Source organism: Exiguobacterium sp. UBA6309 (assembly GCF_002439205.1).
GTDB lineage: Bacteria > Bacillota > Bacilli > Exiguobacteriales > Exiguobacteriaceae > Exiguobacterium_A.
Genome location: NZ_DJTL01000010.1, coordinates 53,572 through 74,070, shown reverse-complemented (window position 1 = coordinate 74,070; position 20,499 = coordinate 53,572). Strand labels below are relative to the sequence as shown.

Genomic DNA, 20,499 nt, shown 5'->3' with positions numbered 1-20,499 from the left:
TCTCGTTAGAGAAAAATTGCACTTTACCTTCAGTCTCAAAGCACTCTAGACACGAAATCTAGAGTGCTTTTTGATGCTGTTCTATTATTTGCTTGCTTGTTTGATCGGGAACCAGCCTGGACGGCTTGTGATGCCTGCCCATAATGCATCTGGAACGACGAGTTCTGCTTGTGCTTTTGGATCAAGTTCTGTCCGGATTGACGCAAGGTCACCCGCTTCGACTTTCTCAACCCATTTCGGTTCCATGATCAGTTCACGACCAAGAGCGATCATTGGAACGACAGCCAAACCTTGTTCGACTTCGTCCGCTGTGTGAAGCGATCCGACACCGATGATAGGTACTTGTTCACCAACACGTTCTTGAACGAGTGTAATTGGTGACGTCGTTTCATTTTCATCACGAATTGAACCTGCGAAGAAGTCCATCACGGAAACGTGCAAGTAATCGAGGTCTTTTTTCGCCAGCTCATCGACGAGACGCATCGTATCATCGAGTGTGATTCCTGGATTTTCAATTTCCTCTGGAGAGAAACGGTATCCGACGATGAACGAAGGATCTTGTTTCGCGACAGCTTCGACTGCATCCACGACAGCTAATGGGAAGGCGAGACGTTTTTCTAAGCTACCGCCCCATTTATCTTCACGACGATTTGAGTGTGGTGAGAAGAATTGTTGGATCAAGTACGTGTTTGCACCGTGAATCTCAACACCATCAAATCCGGCTTCCATCGCACGGCGTGTCGCTTGACCGAATGCTTCGATGATTGCTTCGACTTCTTCTGCCTCTAACGCACGTGGTGTCATCGCACCTTCACGCACGGGTGCAACAGCACTTGCACTGACCGTTTGCCCACCGACGAGTTCTGGTGGTGCCATACGACCAGCGTGGAAGATTTGTAAGATCGCTTTTGCGCCTTTATCTTGAATCGTTTTCGCGAGTCGCTTCAGACTTGGCACGAGATCGTCACGATGTGCACCAAACTCATTCGGGAATCCTTGACCGTCTGCTGTGACGTTCGCACATGCTGTAATGACAGCGCTGACGCCACCTGAACGTTCTGCGTAGTACGCGAGTTCCGCATCCGATACTTCGCCGTTCTCTTGTGCCGCATAGTTCGTCATCGGTGCCATCAAGACGCGGTTTTTCAGCGTCACACCGTTTGGTAGTGTAAATGGTTCAAACATTGCTTGAGTTGCCATGAGTGAAGTGCCTCCTCTAATTTCTTGAATTGAATATCGACAGTATACGCTCGTCTTCCTCTGAATAGCTACTGATGTGCTTAGGCGATGTGTCACTTGCGGATCGCTTTACGACGCCCCCCCGGCCACCACCAGTTCCAGTGACCAAATAGCTTCATCAGTGCGGGAACAAGGAGCATCCGGACAATCGTAGCATCAATAAAAATTGCAAGCGCGATACCGACGCCAAGTTGTTTGATCGGACTAACACCTGTAAAGGCAAACGCACCAGTGACGACGATCATGATCAAGGCAGCGGACGTAATGATTTTACTCGTCTTCGCCAGTCCCATCTCGGTCGCATGATCGTTGTCGCCCGTCTCGTCATAATATTCTTCCATTCGCGAGACGAGGAACACTTCATAATCCATCGATAAGCCGAAGACGAGTGAGAAGATGAAGACCGGTGTTAGAATGCCGATCGTCTCCTGCGGAAGAACTGCGCCGGACTCGAACAAGACGACGAGTAATCCAAACGTTGCTCCTAAACTGAGCAAATTCATCAGAATCGCCTTGATTGGAATCAAGATGGATCGGAACGCGATTAGCAGAATGATGAATGTCGCCAAGACGACGACACCGACAGCCAGTGGGAGTTTCGATTCAATGGCATCATAAATTTCCTGATTAAAGGCTGCTGGTCCCCCGACAAGGTAACCGTCCGCCTGCACCTTTCGTACCCAGTCTTGCGAAGTAGCATCACCGGGATCTCCTTTTAAATTGACGTTGATCCGTGCTTGATCGTTCTCTGATAGAAACGGCTTCAGTGCATCGCGCCCAGCCGAAACAGCGAGTAACTGCTCGAGCGGAACCTGTTGCTGTTCCGCGATCGTTGCGGCGGACACGACGGAACGCACTTCTGAATCTGATTCGAGTCGAATCGTCACATCTTCGATTTTTTCTCGTCCCACCTCTGAGGAAGCATCCGCAGATAAGATGAGAACGGCGTCCGTTCCATCGTTCCCGAATGTTTTTTCCCACGACTCAAAGGCGAGACGCGACGGATAGGATTCCGGCAAGGCAGTTGCTTGCGGAATGTTCAACGTCAAGTCCCGTAACGGAAATAAACAAGGTAAAAGAAGTAATAAAGATAGAATCGTCACTGTGACAGGGCGCTTCATGACGAAACGTGCGAGGCGGCGCCAACGATCTTCTCCACGACCTGCTTGTTGCCGGAAAAGTCGTCCTTTTTCTAGTACCTTCCCGAAAACGATTAATAGTGCCGGTAATAATGTCAACGCACTGACAACCGCCCCGAGTACCGAAACGAGTGTCCCGATTGCGACAGCGCGGAAGACATCAACATCAATCAACAACAATCCGGCAAGTCCGACGAATACACAGATTCCGGAAAATAAAATCGAGCGTCCTGCCGTCTCGACCGAACGAATCGCTGCCGACCGAATCCCTTGTCCGTCCTGCCGTTCTTCACGGAACCGATTAACGTATAACAGCGAAAAATCAATGCCGAGCGCCAGCGAAATCATTGCGACCGCATTCAAGACGAAGATCGATAACTCTTGTTGTCCGGCAACGAAATAAAGAACACCGGCACCAAAAACAAAAGTAACGAGTCCCATGATCAACGGTAAGATGGCGGCAACGGGTGTACCGAAAACGAGTAGCAAGACGATCAACGCTGCTGGAATTCCAATCAACTCAGCCCGGATGAGATCATTTTTCGACGCTGTATTCAAATCATCGATGACGACTGGTTCACCCGTTAGTCGAATCGTTCCGGTATCATCCAGTTGACGTGTGACCTCTGTTGCCCATTTCGCATCAAGTGTTGGTACACCGACTGTCACGTATCCCTTATCGTCCCGCATCGCTTGCGGATTTTCGACGGGACCAATGACGTTCCCGACTCCTTTGATGTCACGGAAGCGCTCGACATGTTGTACCATCGTTTGTCGTAGATTCTCTTGATTCTCAAATAGGACGATGATCGTATGTGGATCCTGCCCAAAATCTTGAGCGAGCACCGTTTCGACACGTTGAAAATCACCGTCACGTGTAAATCCATTTCCTTCTAGACGATCGGGTAGTTGATAAGCGAAATATCCAAGCACGACGAGCAGGATTGCCCAAACAATCAACACTCCTCGAAAATACGCACTAATCAGATGACCAAGCCGTTCCATGATGCGTCTCCTTCCTGTATAAACGTACAAAAAACATCCTTCTTGCTGAAAAGCGAAAAGGATGTTTCATTACGTCTTTTGAAAAATTTGAACCCATGTGTTGCCGAATGTAGTCGATGTCGACACGATCGCAAGACGCCGCGCCTCTTCATCGAGTAACACACTTTTGAGTAAAACGGAGGAGTAGCATCCCTCGAACTTATATTTCAGCTGACTCTTCTCATACAAGTAAAACCGAGAGGAATCGGTGATCGAAAACAATTGGTGCCGGTGGTCAACGAGTGAATACTCCGCATAATCCGAAAAAGGAATGACCGATTCCAGATTCGTCGCGGCATCCCAAATCACATATCGTTCTTGTAGATCATCATAGGAGATGATCGTCGTAGGTGCGATGAATCGCTCGAACGTCAAACGTGTATCATATCCTCGCTCAACTAATCGTCCGAACAGCGGCGCCTCTTCATAGTTTGAGTACCGCCAGTCCCCTGTTTGAACGTTCACACAGACGACGTCCGTTTCTGCCGTGTATAGGAAGATTTCATCATCTTGCCACAAGAATAAATTACTGAACCATGCTTCGGAAAAAGCAGCGGGTCGCTTAATGTAATTTAAATGCCCTTGCTCTAAATCCAATAAACCAAAATAAGCTGACTCTTCAAATACGATGAACAATCGTCCACCGCCTGGCTCAATGTACCAGGAGAATGGAACATACGCACATGCTGTTTCCCACAGTGGTCTTAAATCCGCATCACATTTCATAAATCCGTGGCGATCTCGAAAAAGAAGCAAATCCTCCCCGATGCGATCAAACAGTGAGACGGATTCATGGAGTAACAGCTCTGCAGCAGGTTTATACATATGCATCACTTCCTACTTCATACGGTATCAACCTTCTCCGTTTCTCGCTACTATTGATGCGCTCGGCTTGCACCTCCTGTTATACTAACTTCATGGAAGAAGGAGGACGAACACGATGAAACCTTTACAATTATCCGCAGAGACAGCTGTCGAACTCTCGAAACGTCTGAACGTACCACTTGAACAACTAATGCATATGCCACGCCATATCTTGATTCAAAAGCTCGTCGAACTCGAGCAGGAACAAGCGAAAAAGGAATCTGATTCGTCTAGCGAATCGGAATCTTGAGTGAAGAGCCTCTTTTCCAACGATGGAAGGAGGCTTTATTTTTTACCTTAGGATTGCGGATGGTATTCTGATTTACCGTACCGGAAGACATTAATGATCGCTTTCCCATCACTCGGATAACCATTCGGATGATCGATCGGGAAGAGTGAGAAAAAAACGAAATAAAACGAAAAATACGCAAATTGATAGGTAAAGATTGATGCTTCGAACACACCGGCGTAAATCAGACCATTGATGGCTAAGATACTCACCACGTTTGCAATCGATCCACCGGCATAAACCAGAATGTTAGCGAATTTCGTCTCCTTACGTAGTGCCTCATATTGACACCAGCCATCCCAAAAATAGACGCGATTCAAACGAATCGGACCAACACGAAGCAACGACTTTCCTGAACCGATATTGATCTCCATGTTTCCGCCGAATAATCGGGCAAAAAAGTAATGTCCCATCTCATGAATCAATGTCACGATAGGCAATAGTAAAAAGAACGACAAAAAGAATTTCCATAAATCACCGAAACCGAACATACAACGTACATCCTTTCACGTCAAAACAACATTTAAAATACTACATATGAATTGTTCCCGAAAGATGTATGTTCAAACAATCTTTCAATGATTTTTGTAAGTCAATTGCATGACAGGCTGACATCGGACTATCATCCGCGCACAAAAGAAGGACGAAGCCATTTAGTGCTTCATCCTTCTCCATTTAATCGGTTTTCTTTCGACGCTTGTTCGCTGCGTACAACAATCCGATGATTGTCAGTGCTGCACCACCTGCTACCGCGTATTTCTTGTAATCTGCTTTTCGTTCCGCAATAACCGTAGTCGTCAATGCTGAAACGACTAACTGTTTTTCTTCGTGCAATCGTGGTGCGTGTAATTTAACGGCACCCGACTCAACCAACACCTCGAATTCACCATTTGGCAATTCAATCGTGATATCTTTTTCCGTCGCATTGTGATAGACACGCTGCCGTTCGACGTATCCTTCATATGTTCGCTTCAGTTCAAAGGCAATGACACCTTCCTCTTCTTCAAGGAAACGAAGATGTTTTTTGATCATCGCCGCGTTTGCGAGACGGAACATCGGATACTGACGACGAAGGGCAATCAATCCTTTGACGTACTCGACTGCTGGACGCTCTGTTTCTGCCCGTTCATAGTCGAGACGATTCACGACCTCTCCGGCATTGAAGCTGTCACGAATACCGTCTTTCGTCCGGAAGAACTCTTGTCCGGCATGGAGGAAAGGAATGCCTTGTCCCGTCAAAATGATCGCATTTGCAAGCATTTGCCGTTTCCGACGAATCTCTTCCGTGTCTTCTGGACGAGACACCGTTAATTTATCCCAAATCGTCAAATCATCATGAGCCTCGACGTACGAGACGACTTGATTCGGCTCATCGGCAAATCCTTGCGAAGAGACGTTACCAGCGATTCCCCGTTTGACTTCACTCGTCCGGTCAAATGCACCACTGATGAAACCACGGTCTTCTGGCGTTTGGACGTCGCCTTTGACCCCGTCCCGTAAGCCGTTGTTGAAATGAGCGATCCCTGGCATCTTCGGTGCGTTGAAATAGTTCGCTTTTTCTTCCGGATCAAGTGGCGTATCGAGATCCCAGCCTTCACCGATGATCAGAATCGACGGATCAATCCGGTCAAGTGCATGGCGCACTTGATTCATCGTCTCAACATCATGAAGTCCCATTAAGTCGAAGCGGAACCCATCGAGATGGTATTCTTTCGCCCAGTACGTCACACAATCAAGAATGAACTTTCGCATCATCAGACGTTCAGATGCGGTATCATTTCCACAGAAACTACCGTTTGAGAGACTCCCATCCGCCTCTTGACGATAAAAGTATCCAGGAACGAACTGACCAAGCGGAACCGTCGCCGCATCATACGTATGATTGAAGACGACGTCCATGATGACACGGATCCCGCGATCATGTAACGCCTGCACCAATTGTTTTAATTCAAGGATCCGCGTTCGTGGATCATCCGGATTCGAGGAGTACGAACCTTCCGGCGCAAAGTAGTTCACCGGATCATAACCCCAGTTATAGTTATCCGGGTCGTTCGGCGCTGTCTCATTGACCGAGCCAAAATCATAGATCGGTAGTAACTGGACATGTGTCACACCGAGGTCTGCCAAATAATCAAGCCCTGTCAATCCACCATTTGGTGTCCGTGTCCCAGCTTCCGTCAGTCCAGCGAACGTCCCACGTGCGACGACACCACTACCCGGATGACTCGTTGCATCGCGTACGTGTAATTCATAGACAACTGCGTCTTGCGAAGAATGGAACAATGGACGTTCTTCAATCCATCGTTCTGGTGTCACACTGGTCGGGTCAATTAATGCGCCGCGCTTTCCGTTCGTTCCGACGGCTTTCGCATACGGATCGACCGCCTCGACTTTTTGTCCGTTGATGCTCGCTTGAAACGTATAGAAATAACCTTCATATGTCGCTCGATCGAGTTCGACGACGTACGTTCCCCGTTCGCCTGCCACCATCTCGACCTCTTCGACTTTTCGTGCGCGTAGTGTCTTGTAGAGACGAATCACGACACGTTCTGCTGTCGGCGCCCACAAGCGCACGTGAATCGCTGTCTCTGAGAAGGTCGCTCCTAAATCATTTCCACTATAGGCAAATCGCTCATCCAGTTCTTGCGGTGTGAGCGTCAACATGTCTGCTGTTTGTTTCAAAGCCAAGCACCCCTTTCATTTCATGGTTTTTATTATAACAAAATTTCAAAGCAGTGGACGCTTCCGGTATTCCTCTCTAAAATAGAGAGTGGAATGAAAGGGGAGATTGAAATGGCAGCAAAAGATAATTCATTTGATATCGTGTCACAAATCAACATCGAGGAAGTCAAGAACGCGGTCCAAATCGCACTGAAGGAAATCACGAACCGCTTCGACTTCAAAGGTTCAAAAAGCGACATGAAGCTCGAAAAAGAGGATTTGATTCTAATCTCAGATGACGATTTCAAACTCGATCAAGTCAAAGACGTCTTAACAGCAAAATTGATCAAGCGAGAAGTCCCAACCAAAAACCTGCAGTATGAAAAAGTCGAGCAGGCTGCCGGGAATACAGTCCGACAACGTGTCATCCTGAAAAGTGGAATCGACCGTGACGACGCGAAAAAGATCAACAATGCCGTCAAGGAATCGAAATTAAAAGTGAAGACACAGATCCAAGATGATCAAATTCGTGTCACAGGTAAATCGCGTGATGACTTACAACAAGTCATGCAGATCGTTCGTGAGCTTCCATTATCGGTCGACGTTCAATTCATTAACTTCCGTTAATCGATTGATCTGAACGCTCATATTCAAAAGATAGGCATAGCGCATTTTCGGGTATCTCCTTAACAAAGGAGTGGTCGATCATGCGTTATGCCCTTTTTGCGGATCTTCACAGCTCAGTAGCCGACACAGCGGCTGTCCTAGCTGACATACGACAGCTTGCTCCCGATGCGCATTTGTTCTGTCTTGGTGACGTTCATGAATGTCATGTCGGTAAAAAGCGAGCGAAGCGCTATTCCTTCGAATCGCTCTCCCTCGTCGTGACGCTTGATGATGATTTTTTAAACCTGATTGATTTTAAGACGTTACTTGGCAATCAAGAAGAGCGCATCCTGTCGCTCGTTCCACCGCAACTATCTCCTGTCATCGATGCGTTACGCGATTGCCCTCGAAAACAACGCATCGAGGGTGCATTATTGATTCATGGAGATCAATTGAATTGGTCCCGTGATTTTTTGCCCGATCTGTCACAGCAACGTGAACCAGTACTCTTTTTTGGTCATAGTCATATCAGAGGTTTGTTTCGAAATGGCATTGCTATGTCGAGCCCATTGTATCAATCTTTATCCATTAATAATGGAGGACGATATGCCATCAATCTAGGTCCTGTCGTGTTCGAACGAGAATGGTGTCTTTACGATTCAGAGCAACAATCGATCGTGTTCCATCGGGCAAACTAAGAAGATACGACAAAAGCCGTCGGGCACGGGGCTCGACGGCTTTTGTTTGTGCATCCTATTGATCAGAGATAACGGACAAGCGATGCCTTGACAACATCCACTTGTGTGAAGTTCGTCTCTTCCGCGAATGCTTCGATGACTTGACGGACATCCCCTTGACGACGAACGAAGCTCGTCGGAACTGGTGTTGTACCGACAAGTTGCTCATGCAAACTCGTCAATCGATGATCATCGATGATCGTCGTCATCAAATCAAGGAACAGAAGAACATGCAGACGGTTCAAATAATCCCATGGCTTGTCTTCCGAACGGAATTCATTACGAGCGAGCCATTTTTTCAATCCGATCGCATCGATTTGACTCAACGTCTCTGTCGTGCGCGCCGACTTCCAAAGCGTCAACAGTTCGCCGAGTTTTTTTCGTGTCTGTTTTTTACGCATGAAGAATTCAAAATTGTCTTTCGTGCGCAACGCGTCTCCTTCGATCGGAGCAATCAAATCAGCTTCCGGCGCCGTCACGAAATCGTGAACGAAATCGACAGACTCTCCCGGTAACCAAGCAGCGAGTTTCCCGTGAAAATCAGCCATGAAGGCGACGGTTTCTGCCAAAGGCTCCTGCTTCATCCGTGAAGCAGCTTGCTGTAATCGGTCTTTCGTCTCAGTCTTCATAATCTACCTCTTCTTATTCGTGGATTGGTCTTACATTTCTTCCGGAGCGCCGACACCAAGTAAACGAAGACCTTCTGTCAAGACGATCGTGACGGACTTGACGAGTGCAAGACGCGATTGTTTTGCTGCGTCATCTTCGAGAACACGGACGTGTCCGTAGTATTTATTAAAGCTTTGTGCAAGATCTAAGACGTAACGGCTGATGATTGACGGCTCGCGACGTGTGAACGCGCGATCGATGACCGTCGAGAATTGGTTCAGCATCGATACGACACCCCATGCATGATCATCGGCACTGCCAGCGAATGGTGTGCCATCATAGCTACCTTTACGGAGCAATGAGTGCGCACGAGCATTCGTATACTGGACATACGGTCCTGTTTCACCTTCGAATTTCAACATCTGCTCAAGATCGAACTCGATATTGTTCATCCGTTCATTTTTCAAATCATGGAAGATGACGGCGCCAACACCTACTTGACGAGCTGTTGCTTCGGCATTCGCTAAGTTCGGATTTTTTTCCGCGATGTTTTGCTTCGCGACGTCGATTGCTTCTTGTAGTACTTCTTCAAGCAAGACGATCCGACCTTTACGCGTAGACATTTTCTTTCCGTCTTTCATAATCAAACCGAACGGTACATGGTGCATTCCGTCGACATTCTCAAATCCAAGTTTCTTCAGGACTGCGAACAATTGCTTAAAGTGAAGCGCTTGTTCGCCGCCAACGACGTAGAATGCTTGCTCAAAACGGTACGTTTCGAGACGATAGACAGCAGCTGCTAAGTCACGTGTCGCATAAAGCGTTGCGCCATCCTTTTTTTTAATCAAAGCAGGCGGCATACCTTCTGCTTCGAGGTCGACGACCATTGCCCCTTCTGATTCGACGAGTAAATCTTTTTCTTCAAGCAAATCGATGACGTGTTGCATCTTATCGTTGTAGAAAGCTTCTCCGTTCAAGCTATCGAATTTAACTCCGAGCATCTCATAAACACGATTGAACTCAACAAGTGAGACTTCACGGAACCACGTCCAAAGCGTTGTTGCCTGCTCATCACCTTGTTCGAGTTTTTTGAACCAGAGACGTCCTTCGTCTTCAAGTGCCGGATTTGTTTCCGCTTCTTCGTGGAACCGGACATATAATTTCAACAATTCCTTGATTGGTTCTGCACGGACCGCTTCTTCCTCACCCCACATCGTGTACGCAACCATCAATTTCCCGAACTGTGTTCCCCAGTCCCCTAAATGGTTGACACCGACGACATCATAGCCTTTTTTACGTGAGATTTGGTTGAGCGCGTTTCCGATTACCGTTGAACGTAAGTGACCCATCGAGAATGGTTTCGCGATGTTTGGTGATGAAAAATCAGTGACAATCGTTTTTCCATTGGCTTCACTTGATCCGAACGCCTCATTTTCCGTCAGAACTTGGTTGACGATTTCTTGCGATACGACTTCCCGGTTCAAGAAGACGTTGATGTAAGGACCTACAGCCTGAACGTTTGAGAACAATGGCGCGTCGATTTTTTCTGCGAGGTCCGAAGCAATCATATTGGGTGCTTTACGGAATGCTTTCGCGAGCATGAAGCATGGGAATGCTAGATCTCCATGATCTTCATGTTTCGGTTGCTCGATTAGTTGTTCGATTTGTTCAATCGATAAGGCACCTTCCATGACTTGATGTAATACTTCTGCGTATTGCGTTTTATAACTCATCTTTATTTCCTCCTGCTTCACTGATTTTTGGCAATAAAAAACGCCCCTTGCGCCACGCGCAAAGAGACGGAATGACCGCGGTACCACTCTTCTTGGTGTCCTTTTGACACCCACCTTGTTCGGGGATAACGGGGTTCCCCCGGCTACGCCTTTTCCTTCAGGAATCGGGTAGCGTCTCAAAAGTGCGCTTCACGACCGGTTCGTCCTCAGGCTTCCACCATTCCCTGATTCGCTAGTTGACGAAAATCAACCGTTACTCTCTTCATCATCGACTGTATTCGATATCTTTCACATTATACGCAATTCTTTCTTTTCTCTCAACCTTATTTTTTTTGGTAAATGGCTTATCAAAATTTCCACAATTCGGGTATAGGAATAAAAGATACTTCTCAGGGGGAGGGATGTTTCATGCGCTACTACCAACAGGTAGCCCGGACGAGCTGGATCGTTTTCAGTCTCGTCGCCTTGACATTGTTATTGATTGGCATCGTTCATCCACCTACCTTCCCTCCTTCCATCTCCATCGTCAATACCCTTTATTTGTTTGGGCTCGTTCTCCTGTTTCAGTTCGATAATGTCCGTCGTGGCGGCATTTATTATACGTTTCAAGAAGGAATCATTTTATTTTTATTCCTCAATTACGGTTTGACGTACGCTTTGATTTTAAGCCAAGTCGGTATTCTCGTCTTTCAATTCATGTCTCACCGAAAAGCGATTCGCTGGAAACGTTTCGCCTATCTCTACCCAATCAACGCCTTGTTTGATTTAGTCTACATCTCGCTTCCGGTATTTGCGTATGAAGCGCTCGGTGGACCGATCGGCTCAAGCTTTACGTATACCAAAGCTCTGATTCCCTTCATCGGCTTTTTGATCACAGTCTTCCTTGTTTCTTACTTCCAATGTCTGCTCGTCAATCGCTTTCTTTTCTTGAAATACGATTGGCAACGTCTTGTGAAGCTTCAGTCCCTCGTTTACGGAATCAGCATGTTAAGTGCTCTACTTGGGATCTGGTTCTACGATGAAAGTCCTCTTGTCGCGGCTACAGTCTCCGCCTTGATTCTCTTTTTATTCAAACGTCTGTTGCAAGAACGTGGTGACTCACTTGAAGCAAATGATAATGCTAAACGATTTGATGATGCGAAGGAACACTTATTGATCTCCCGCTTCGAACGCGAGACGATCGACTCGTTACTTCTCGATTTACCGCATCTGCTACCGTTTTCTGAAGGCTGGATTTCGATTCAACAACAGCGGAAACAAGTCATCTATGACATCCGGACGAAGCAACCGATCGATGTGTTACCGCTGTTTCACTCTTTGACAGCCGACGATTTGCATACCCCGATCATCTATGGTCTTCGTTGCGACTGGGGAAACGATATTCAAATCGGATTGCCTGTCGATCGCCATTCAATGCTAGCAATTCCTTCGATTACGAGCGGAGAAGTCGATGTCTCGATCATTCTGTTCCATCAAGTCGCAGACGCCTATGATGCGACGAATGCCGACGAATTATCTCGTCTACTCCGTATCTTTTGTCGCGTCCTAGAACGCTCTCGTGAAACGGTTCAACTCTATACAGAAAGTCGGACTGACGCCTTAACGGAATTACCAAATAGTCGTGCCTTTTACGAACACGGTCGACAAGAATTCGCTGCTGATTGCTATCCGCTTTCCGTGATTCTGTTTGATATCGATCATTTCAAACGCGTCAACGATACGTACGGGCATAAAGTAGGCGATCTCGTCCTTCGTGAACTCGGTCGACGCATCCAGGTGATCCAACTGCAACATGATGATGTCTTCGCTGCTCGTTATGGCGGGGAGGAATTCGTACTTTTGTTGCGAAATCGTAGTCAAGAGGCTGCCATTCAGATTGCCGAGACGGTCCGCCATGCGGTCATGGATCGCCCCTTCCTCGTCGATGGTCACCGACTTTCCTTAACTATAAGCCTCGGAATTGATACAGTGGAAGAAAGATATCAACGGACGTTCGAAGAATCGCTACGTCAAGCCGATCATGCACTCTATGTCGGCGGAAAACACAACGGACGCAATTGTACCGCGCACTATGCAAATCTTTGAAAGGTCGTGACTCTATTGTCGATTACGGAAATTGAAATGACGCTACCGACATCACAAACCCACCGGACGATTCGAATTCATCGTCCGCCACATTTTGATCCTTCTGAAGCTTTACCAGTAATTTATATGCATGACGGACAAAACGTCTTTAGTGGAGAAACCGCCTCGTTCGGAAAAGGCTGGGAGATTCATCTTGCACTACAACAGACACAGATTCCGGCAATGGTCGTCGCGATTGACAGTCCAGAAGACGGCATGGATCGATACGATGACTATGCTCCTTGGAGTGACGAAGCCTTATTGATGCGGAGCGCCTATCCTTCGCACCGGACGTCAATCGGTGGCAACGGTAAGGTCTATATGGACTGGATCATCCGCGAGTTAAAACCATACATTGATGCCAACTATGCGACACGCCCTGATGATACGACAATGATCGGCAGTTCGATGGGTGGCGTCATCTCGCTATATGGATTATTCGCGTATCCGGAAGTCATCACGCGCGTCGCTGCCTTATCGACTGCTGGATGGGCAAACTTCTCCTCACTCCTTGAATTCATCGAGCGCAGTCCGTCTCTGTCTGCAACGCATCGCTGTTATATGGACGTCGGCACAAAAGAAGTGAGTGGTCCGATGACCGAGACGGATTATTTACACACGAATGATGTCTTAGCGCGAGCGGTCGAACAGAAACTCGCTCAAAGTCGCTATACGATCATTCCGGAAGCAATCCATCATGAAACGGCCTGGGCCAAACGTTTGCCAGATATTTTACGTTACTTGTTCCCATCCTCTTGAATACACAAAAAAGCCGGACGGTTTCTATTAAAGAAATCATCCGGCTTTTTACGCGTGCCTTATACTAATTCTTCTTGTTGCTCTTTTTCATAACGGTTGCGCGGATGCTCCCGGCATTCATCGGAACACGAACGCATGACTTTTGGTTCGCATTCTTCACAGCAGAAGTGCTGTCGATTGCATTCCGGGTTTGCGCAATTAACGTAGCGCGTCTCCGGTTTTCCACAGTAGTAACATTCTGAGACGACAGAAGGATTGACGGCATTGACAGGAACTTGTACACGCTCATCAAAGACGTATAGTTCGCCTTCCCAGTCTTCTCCTTGTGTCTGTTCATCTTTTCCGTACATGACGACTCCGCCTTTAAGGTGGAAGATGTCATCACTCTGTTGCCGTTTACGGAAGTACGCCGTGAATTTTTCACAACGAACACCACCCGTACAGTATGTGAGAACCTTTTTTCCTTCAAACAAATGCTCGTTCTCGTCAAGCCACTCCGGGAATTCCCGTGAAGCATTGACATCGACTTTTACAGCATTCTTGAAGTGTCCGAGGTCGTATTCGTAGTTGTTGCGTACATCGAGAATGACGACGTCATCTTGTTTCATCATTTCTTTCCACTCTGCTGGTTCAAGATACGCAGCGTGTTCTTCTGGTACGTTGAATTCGTCCTCAAAACGCCATGTGACGAGTTCTTTTTTGTAACGGACGAACGTCTTTTTGAAGGCATGCTCCTCGACTTCATCGATTTTGAATTCGATGTCAGCGAATCGTGGATCCGCCGTCAAGTCCTTCATGTATTGTTCCGTTTGTTCGACCGTTCCAGAGAGTGTGCCGTTGATTCCTTCAGGTGCAATCAAAATCCGACCTTTGATACCGAGCTCTTTACAGTAAGCAAGATGCTCTTTTGTTAGCTGTTCCGCATTTTCAATTGGAACATACTTATAAAATAATAGTACGCGATAAGGTTTCATATTCCTCATTAGCCCCCATGTCAGTTTTTTGCAGTAAAACGAACGTTGGCAAACGAAGCGTCTAGCTATTGACTAGCTGGGAACGCCTGCAAAACGCACCCATTTAAGTATAATACCAACTCCCTTTCGAATGTACAATCCACAATTCCTGAATCCCTTTCAAGGAATTTCATTCCCTTTCTGAATCCGAAAGAGGTAAAATAAAACACAGTAGTACATCTCGCAAGGAGGATTCCGAATGCTCCATACACTTCGTGACTGGATCGAGCAGATGATTTTCTTTCTCCAAGACTTACCTGGAGGAGCTGCCACCGGTTTGATTGCCCCGTTTCTTGAGTCTCTATTTCCTTTCCTGCCACTCGTCCTGATCATTTCCGCGAATGCGGCAACCTATGGTTTTGGTATGGGTGTTCTCGTATCATGGGTCGGGAGCATGCTTGGATCACTCGTCGTCTTCGCTTGTATTCGATATCTATTTCGTCGTCCGGTCACGCGTTGGCTTGAAAAACACCATGCCGCGCAACAGTGGATCGAACGTGTTCGTCACATGAGTCCCATCTCACTCGGATTCTTTTTTTCGCTTCCATTCATGCCCGCGTTCATCATCACGTCCATTTCTGCCATGATTCAACTATCGCTGCGGACGTATTTGATCGCTGCTGGTGCCGGGCGTCTGATCGTCGTCATCATCTTCTCGCTAATCGGAAAGGAATGGTCCACGTTTCTTGAACGTCCGATGCGTCTTGTCCTTCTATTTTTGATTTTACTCGCCATCTGGGGAGTTAGTCGCGGGACGGAAGAATGGTTGAAGCGTCGTGCCCTTTCAAAACGTGCGGATCATTTACGAGAAATCGAAGATAAGATCGAACGTCCATTTGAAAAATGACTTGAGGCTGACTCAAAAAAAGAATGACGCGTCTTTTCACGCCCTTTCCTCAGGCGAGACACAAGCCAGTTTTCCTGCTCCGTTGAAGCAGGAAAGCGGGTCTTGTTCGTCTCTGACAGCGCATAAATGCGCTTGTTCCTGTAGGAGTGGCGCGAAACGCGTCATTCTTTTTGTTACGAGATAAGGATGGCAGATCATCATTCTGCCATCCTTATCTTTGTAGAGACTGACTTTTGAGTCAGCCCCTTTAAGCTGTTCTCATTTTTCTAGGGACTAGGTCTTTTGAATCATTTTATAAAGTGGTTAATATATAAAAATAACGTTCAAACAATTTTCAATATTGAAAACGCTTACATTAAATTGGTATGACCAATATTAATATAATAATGATCTTTTCTTCTTAAAAATTAGGATAGCTTTTCCAGAAACGACATCCTTATAATGAATTTACATTCATTCCTTAAAGGAGGCGTCCTCATGCATCAAGCGTCCGAAGTCCAGAAAAATGAAGCGACTCAATCTGCTCCAGCCATCGTCGAGAGTGCTACCTTTCAACAATTGATGCGCCAAAAGAACGGCTTCATTCTTCCAGCTATTAGTTTTTGCCTTATTTTTTATTTTGCGCTTCCGATTTTGACAAGTTACTTCACGATTTTGAATGAGCCAGTATTCGGTGATATTACAGGAGCTTGGGTATTCGCATTTGCCCAGTTCATCATGACGTGGACGTTCTGCATGATGTATAGCAAAAAAGCACGTGCCTTTGATCGACTCGTCGAACAGATCAAGGAGGAGTCGAAATGAATTATACTGCCGTTGCCCTATTCGCAGCGATCGTCGGTTTGACGCTCGTCATTACATACTTTGCTGCCCGTAAAACAAAAACAGCTAACGACTTTTATACAGCGGACGGCGGACTCACTGGTGCACAAAACGGGATGGCGATTGCCGGCGACTACATGTCCGCCGCCTCGTTTCTCGGAATTGCCGGGATGATCGCTTTAGCCGGATTCGACGGATTCTTTTACTCGATCGGCTTCCTCGTTGCTTATCTTGTTGTCTTGTACCTCGTTGCCGAACCACTTCGGAACCTCGGAAAATACACGATGGCTGATATGATTGCCGCTCGTTTTAACGCCTCAAAAGTTCGTGGAGTCGCTGCCATGAACTCGATTACGATCTCGATTTTTTACATGATCGCGCAACTCGTCGGTGCAGGTGCCTTGATTGAATTGTTGTTAGGAATTCCTTATACGACGAGTGTCATCATCGTCGGTATCTTAATGACGGTCTACGTCGTCTTCGGTGGTATGACTGCGACTTCGTGGGTTCAAATCATCAAAGCGATTCTCTTGATGGCAGGAACAGCCGTCATCTCGTTCATGGTCTTCGCGAAGTTCGATTTCTCGATCTTCAAGATGTTTTCAGAAGTGAAACAAGCCACGCCGCTCGGAGATTCATTCTTGAATCCTGGAAACAAATTTAAGTTACCACTCGATACGATTTCGCTCAATCTCGCGCTCGTTCTTGGAACAGCTGGATTACCACATATCTTAATTCGTTTCTTTACTGTTAAGGATGCTCCGACAGCTCGTAAATCCGTCGTGTACGCGACATGGATCATTGGTGTCTTTTATATCTTGACGATTTTCCTCGGCTTTGGTGCTGCTGCTTTCGTTGGTTCTGAAGATATCATCGCTGCTAATGCTGCTGGTAACATGGCTGCGCCACTTCTCGCTAAAGCACTTGGTGGCGATTTACTCTTTGCATTCGTCGCTGCGGTCGCTTTTGCGACAATCCTCGCCGTTGTTGCAGGACTTGTCTTATCCGCTGCGTCTGCCTTTGCTCATGATTTTTATAGTCATATTCTACGCAAAGGGCAAGCAACGGAAAAAGAACAGATGACGGCAGCACGACTTGCTTCCATTGCTGTCGCCTTGATTTCGATGGTACTGGCATTGTTCGCACAATCGATGAACGTCGCGTTCCTCGTATCGCTTGCCTTCGCTGTCGCGGCAAGTGCCAACTTGCCAGTCATTCTCTTGACGATCTTCTGGCGCCGTTTCAATACTGGCGGAGCTGTCACAGGTATGGTCGTCGGGTTATTCTCTTCACTGATTCTCGTCGCACTCAGTCCAAACCTTTGGGCAGTCGACGGTTCAGCCTTGTTTGTCGGGGAAGCCCTCTTCCCGCTGACGAATCCAGGAATCGTCTCCATCCCGCTTGGTTTCCTCGGAGCTATCGTCGGGACATTGTTGACGAAATCGAGCGAGGTTGCCGGTAACTTCGAACGTATCTTAGTCAAGGCCAATACCGGTATCGATGCAGCAACGGAAGTCGCCGCGTCAAAAGAATAAGTTCCCCTTAACGGCTCCTTCAACCCCCTTGAAGGAGCCGTCCCCTTTTACATTCTTCTCATTCATTGCCATACTAAGTGAATAATAGAGAAGAAAAGGAAAGGAAGACTGTACATGGATCTCGCTTTTTATTATTTCTTAATCCTCGGATTTTTCATTGGAATCATTTCCGGATTTTTCGGAATCGGTGGCGGTATCATCTTGACGCCCCTGTTACTCATTTTAGGATATGCTCCGAGTGTCGCGATCGCGACGAGCCTCATGTTGACTCTCGGATCAACGGTTTCAGGTACGCTCTCTCACTTACGTCTTAAAAATGTCGTCTGGCGCGATAGTCTCGTCGTCGGTGGCGTCGGAATCATCGGTTCGACGATCGCGACACCACTCGTTCTTCGACTAGAGGCAGTCAATGGTGCTCATCTCGTCATCTCAATCGTTTATATCGGTCTCTTACTCTACTTCGCGAATAAATTCTTACGTCCGAAATCAACGACGGGTGAACAGACGGGGTGGAAAAATCGATATCTCGCTCTTGCCTTCACTGGTTTGTTCGCCGGATTCATTTCTTCATTACTTGGTGTCAGCGGTGGCTTCATCATCACCCCGTTACTCGTCGGGATCGTTGGCTATGAGTTGAAACGTGCGGTCGGAACGAGTATTGCTTCCGCGTTGCTGATTGTCCTATCGGGACTCGTCAATTACACGGTCGCAAGTACGAACATCGATATCCTGGTCGGAATCATGCTGATCGTCGGTGCCTTGCTCGGAGCACCGATTGGCGCGAAGCAATTGACGCACTTCGAAAGCCCATTCGTCAAAAAGTACCTCGGTATCTTCTATTTGACGGTTGCGATCAGTGTTTTACTCGAGGTCATCGGCTGGAACGTCGCTTCACTCTCTGTCCTCGTTGCGCTGAGTTTAATATTCTTACTGACACTCCTCATCTACAGTCGTCGTCGGACGAATGGATGAATCGTCTCATCACAAAAGCCGTGGTGCCTGTTTAAAGGCATCACGGCTTTTGTTCGTTTAAGCGACTCGTTTATGAGCCGTCCGTTCGTAATTCCTCGTTTGTTCAATGACCAAGTGCGACAAGAACAGCATCCCGATCAAGTTCGGAATCATCATCAATCCATTTGCGATATCTGCGACGAGCCACAACGGTTCTAATTGCGCGACGGCACCATAACAGGCTGCGAGTGCAAAGAATACACGGTATCCTTCGTTGAAACGTGTCGTACCGCTCAAGTACTCCAAGCACTTCTCTCCATAGACATACCAACCGATGATCGTCGAATAACCGAAGAAGAAGACGGAGAATGCGACAGTCCATTCTCCAAATGATCCAAGGACGCTCGCAAAGGCGGTTGCCGTTAGTGCTGCCCCGGAAAGGCTCGCATCGTGCGTTACACCTGAATGTAACCCGCCTGACGGATCCCAAAATCCTGTCGTCAGAAGAACGAGTGCCGTCATCGTACAGACGACCAAAGTCACGATGAAGGTACTTGTCATCGAGATCAATCCTTGTTCGACCGGACGTTCACTTTTCGCAGATCCGGCGATCAAGGCTGCTGTCCCGAGTCCTGCCTCATTCGTAAAAATGCCTCGTGCTACACCGACTTGCATTGCCATCATGATCGATACACCGGTGAAGGCGCCTGCAGGTGCAAGCGGCTGGAAAGCATACGCAAAGATTAAACCAAGGGCTGGTAGAATCTGATCTGCTTTCACTACCAAAAGCACACAAGCGGCACCGATATAGAGCAAGCTCATGATCGGAACGAAGATCGTCGAGATCGCACTGACGCGTTCGAGCCCACCACGAATCGATACATAGACTGCCAGCGCGAGCAGAATGCCGAAGAGTAGAAGCGGTACATGAAACGATTGCTCAAGCACCGTTGCCATCGCATTCGCTTGCACGGTGTTCCCGACACCAAATGATGCAATCAAACCAAATGCCGCAAACAAGATGGCGAGGAATTTAAATTTTGCACCTAGTCCCTTTTCGATATAATACATTGGTCCACTGACAGCTTCGCCGCGTTCATTTCGACTTCTAAAAAGAATCGCAAGAAGACTTTCCGCATATTTCGTCGCCATTCCGATCAAACCGATGATCCACATCCAAAAGACTGCACCCGGTCCGCCCATCGTTAAGGCGACCGCGATTCCCGCGATGTTTCCGTTCCCGATCGTCGCTGCAAGAGACGTCATTAACATCTGAAAGCTACTAATTTCCCCTTCACCCTGTCCTGATTTTTGAACTGACAATTGAAACGCTTGTTTCAAGCGACGAAACTGAAGACCACGTAAACGAATCGTAAAGTACACTCCCGTTCCTACTAACAACACCATGCTTGGAATTCCCCAGACCCAAGCAGATATCAGACGTAACACATCCATGCCATTTCATCCTCTCTCTTTTTCCGAGGCTTACCGTAGCATGGAGTTGTGTTTTCATACAATACGAAAGAA

The 20,499-nt window shown here is 47.3% G+C and carries 18 protein-coding genes and 1 other annotated feature; of the genes, 9 read left to right on the top strand and 9 right to left on the bottom strand.

Going from position 1 to position 20,499, the window contains the following annotated elements; genetic code table 11:
- Positions 1-84 precede the first annotated feature (84 nt).
- From B3M90_RS02990 to B3M90_RS02980, 3 genes are all read right to left on the bottom strand, one after another.
- Positions 85-1,200, bottom strand: a complete 1,116-nt coding sequence (locus B3M90_RS02990) for an NADH-dependent flavin oxidoreductase (RefSeq protein ID WP_290782515.1) — start codon at positions 1,198-1,200, stop codon at positions 85-87.
- 92 nt (positions 1,201-1,292) lie between these two features.
- On the bottom strand, positions 1,293-3,383 hold the full coding sequence (locus B3M90_RS02985) for an MMPL family transporter (RefSeq protein ID WP_290782513.1): 2,091 nt from the start codon (positions 3,381-3,383) through the stop codon (positions 1,293-1,295).
- 69 nt (positions 3,384-3,452) lie between these two features.
- Positions 3,453-4,253: a hypothetical protein gene (locus B3M90_RS02980; RefSeq protein ID WP_290782511.1), complete on the bottom strand. Its 801-nt coding sequence runs from the start codon at positions 4,251-4,253 to the stop codon at positions 3,453-3,455.
- A 109-nt stretch (positions 4,254-4,362) separates the two neighbouring features.
- Between B3M90_RS02980 and B3M90_RS02975 the strand changes: the two genes are divergently transcribed.
- Positions 4,363-4,536 carry a YycC family protein gene (locus B3M90_RS02975; RefSeq protein ID WP_214856652.1) on the top strand — a complete coding sequence of 58 codons (174 nt, stop codon included), beginning with the start codon at positions 4,363-4,365 and terminating at the stop codon, positions 4,534-4,536.
- Positions 4,537-4,583: 47 nt separating this feature from the next.
- On the opposite strand, the gene B3M90_RS02970 is transcribed toward B3M90_RS02975, so the two are convergent.
- Complete coding sequence (locus B3M90_RS02970; protein ID WP_035412122.1) at positions 4,584-5,066, bottom strand: site-2 protease family protein; 483 nt, start codon at positions 5,064-5,066, stop codon at positions 4,584-4,586.
- 184 nt (positions 5,067-5,250) lie between these two features.
- Positions 5,251-7,257: a type I pullulanase gene (pulA, locus tag B3M90_RS02965; RefSeq protein WP_290782508.1), complete on the bottom strand. Its 2,007-nt coding sequence runs from the start codon at positions 7,255-7,257 to the stop codon at positions 5,251-5,253.
- Between the two features lie 111 nt (positions 7,258-7,368).
- Here pulA and B3M90_RS02960 point away from each other — a divergent pair, with 111 nt between their 5' ends.
- Positions 7,369-7,863: a YajQ family cyclic di-GMP-binding protein gene (locus B3M90_RS02960; RefSeq protein ID WP_023469671.1), complete on the top strand. Its 495-nt coding sequence runs from the start codon at positions 7,369-7,371 to the stop codon at positions 7,861-7,863.
- Positions 7,864-7,943: 80 nt separating this feature from the next.
- A complete protein-coding gene (locus B3M90_RS02955; protein ID WP_290782506.1) occupies positions 7,944-8,540 on the top strand; it encodes a metallophosphoesterase family protein in 597 nt (198 codons plus the stop codon).
- A gap of 62 nt (positions 8,541-8,602) precedes the next feature.
- Here B3M90_RS02955 and B3M90_RS02950 read toward each other — a convergent pair whose 3' ends face one another.
- Positions 8,603-9,208, bottom strand: coding sequence for a hypothetical protein (locus tag B3M90_RS02950; protein ID WP_214856656.1), 606 nt, complete (start codon positions 9,206-9,208; stop codon positions 8,603-8,605).
- Positions 9,209-9,238: 30 nt separating this feature from the next.
- The gene (gene argS, locus B3M90_RS02945; protein ID WP_290782504.1) at positions 9,239-10,921 is read right to left on the bottom strand and encodes an arginine--tRNA ligase; all 1,683 of its coding nucleotides are present in this window, start codon (positions 10,919-10,921) and stop codon (positions 9,239-9,241) included.
- Positions 10,922-10,980: 59 nt separating this feature from the next.
- Positions 10,981-11,199: a binding site (T-box leader), on the bottom strand.
- A 130-nt stretch (positions 11,200-11,329) separates the two neighbouring features.
- On the opposite strand from argS, the gene B3M90_RS02940 reads away from it, so the two are divergent.
- Positions 11,330-13,006 carry a GGDEF domain-containing protein gene (locus B3M90_RS02940; RefSeq protein ID WP_290782502.1) on the top strand — a complete coding sequence of 559 codons (1,677 nt, stop codon included), beginning with the start codon at positions 11,330-11,332 and terminating at the stop codon, positions 13,004-13,006.
- A gap of 15 nt (positions 13,007-13,021) precedes the next feature.
- Positions 13,022-13,804, top strand: a complete 783-nt coding sequence (locus B3M90_RS02935) for an alpha/beta hydrolase (protein ID WP_290755372.1) — start codon at positions 13,022-13,024, stop codon at positions 13,802-13,804.
- Between the two features lie 59 nt (positions 13,805-13,863).
- Here B3M90_RS02935 and B3M90_RS02930 read toward each other — a convergent pair whose 3' ends face one another.
- Complete coding sequence (locus B3M90_RS02930; protein ID WP_396136368.1) at positions 13,864-14,778, bottom strand: rhodanese-related sulfurtransferase; 915 nt, start codon at positions 14,776-14,778, stop codon at positions 13,864-13,866.
- Positions 14,779-15,016: 238 nt separating this feature from the next.
- On the opposite strand from B3M90_RS02930, the gene B3M90_RS02925 reads away from it, so the two are divergent.
- The 4 genes from B3M90_RS02925 (at position 15,017) to B3M90_RS02910 (ending at position 18,993) form a co-directional block, all read left to right on the top strand.
- A complete protein-coding gene (locus tag B3M90_RS02925; RefSeq protein WP_290755371.1) occupies positions 15,017-15,664 on the top strand; it encodes a TVP38/TMEM64 family protein in 648 nt (215 codons plus the stop codon).
- A 477-nt stretch (positions 15,665-16,141) separates the two neighbouring features.
- Positions 16,142-16,468: a DUF485 domain-containing protein gene (locus B3M90_RS02920; protein ID WP_290755370.1), complete on the top strand. Its 327-nt coding sequence runs from the start codon at positions 16,142-16,144 to the stop codon at positions 16,466-16,468.
- A complete protein-coding gene (locus B3M90_RS02915; protein ID WP_290782500.1) occupies positions 16,465-18,021 on the top strand; it encodes a solute symporter family protein in 1,557 nt (518 codons plus the stop codon). The genes B3M90_RS02920 and B3M90_RS02915 overlap by 4 nt, the downstream gene beginning before the upstream one ends.
- 114 nt (positions 18,022-18,135) lie before the next feature.
- Entirely contained in the window at positions 18,136-18,993 is an 858-nt protein-coding gene (locus B3M90_RS02910; protein ID WP_214856663.1) for a sulfite exporter TauE/SafE family protein, read from the top strand.
- Between the two features lie 57 nt (positions 18,994-19,050).
- Here B3M90_RS02910 and B3M90_RS02905 read toward each other — a convergent pair whose 3' ends face one another.
- Positions 19,051-20,427 carry an alanine/glycine:cation symporter family protein gene (locus B3M90_RS02905; RefSeq protein WP_214856665.1) on the bottom strand — a complete coding sequence of 459 codons (1,377 nt, stop codon included), beginning with the start codon at positions 20,425-20,427 and terminating at the stop codon, positions 19,051-19,053.
- Positions 20,428-20,499: the final 72 nt, after the last annotated feature.